Origin of the sequence: Streptomyces sp. NPDC057654 (assembly GCF_042800135.1) — a bacterium.
Lineage (GTDB): Bacteria > Actinomycetota > Actinomycetes > Streptomycetales > Streptomycetaceae > Streptomyces.
The window spans coordinates 1-1084 of record NZ_JBHVHQ010001468.1 but is presented as its reverse complement, the minus strand read 5'-3'; the positions used below and the strand labels follow the sequence as shown (position 1 = coordinate 1084).

The window sequence follows — 1084 nt, the reverse complement described above, 5'->3', positions numbered from 1 at the left end:
GGACGACCGCGGCCTGCTGCTCCGCCGTCTCCCGCAGCTTCACCGGCGACAGATGGACGACCGTGATGCCGAGCCGTTCCAGGAGCTGCCGACGGCGGGCGCGGTCGCAGCGCACGGCGTCCGCGTCCGCCTCGGCGCACGGCGAGCGCACATCGATCTCCACCGCCACGGCCTGCTCGGGCCAGTACGCGTCCACGCCGCCCAGCGACGGGCCGCCCGCCGCCCGCAGCTCGACGTTCCACACCGGCTCGGGCAGCCGGTTCCCGCGCACCATGGCGTACAGCGCGGTCTCCGCGAGCGCCCGACCCTCCGCGACCAGCGAGTCGACCGCGTCCACGACGTGCGGCCGGGTCAGCAGCCGGGCCCGGCCCAGTTCCCGCACCGCGGCCCCCGCCTCGCAGTGCCCGCCGCGCACCGCCTCCGTCAGCAGCCGCCGCACCGCGACCGGCTCGCTCAGCTGCGCCACGGCGTCGGCGAGCGCGCGCTCCACGGGAGCCACCGGCACCCCCGTGGTCTCCTGCGGCTCCGGCAGCTCCACCGCCCGTACGACCTGCACGAACCCGGCGGAGCGCAGCCGGCGGGTGCGCGGGACGAGGACGCTGATCCGGTCGAGGGAGAGCAGCGGGGGAGCGGCGGAGAACCGGCGCAGGGCGAGCGCCGCCAGCCCGGTGATCATCACCTCGCCGTACGGGCCCGAGCCGGCCGCCCGGCCCTCGCGCCGGGACTGCGACGGCACGCCCTGGGGGCGGTACGCGGTGTACAGCAGCGCGGCGTGCAGCCGCTCCTCGCTGGTGGGCGGTCCGGGGTGGAGCAGGAAGACCCCCGGCAGCAGCTGCTGCCAGGGGCCGCCGGGGCGGCAGCGGTCGGCGGCTTCGGCGCCGCCGACGCCGTGCTCGCGCAGCTGCCGGGTGGTCAGCACCCGTCGTCGTACCCCGTCGAGGGGGAGCGGGGGGGGGGCGGGGGGCCGGGGGGGGCCCGGGGGGGGCCCCGCGGGGGGGGGGGCCGGGGGGGGGGGGGGGGGGGGTTGGTCGGGTGCGGGTGCGTTTCGGACCCTTCGGGTCCACAGCGCGGGGGTGGTTGGGTG

Annotated in this window: 1 protein-coding gene; it reads right to left on the bottom strand. The window is 79.1% G+C overall.

Features of this window, described 5'->3' with window-relative positions:
* The coding region (locus ACFU99_RS44420) for a hypothetical protein (protein ID WP_384404589.1) at positions 1–919 on the bottom strand (919 nt) is incomplete at its 3' end.
* Positions 920–1084: the final 165 nt, after the last annotated feature.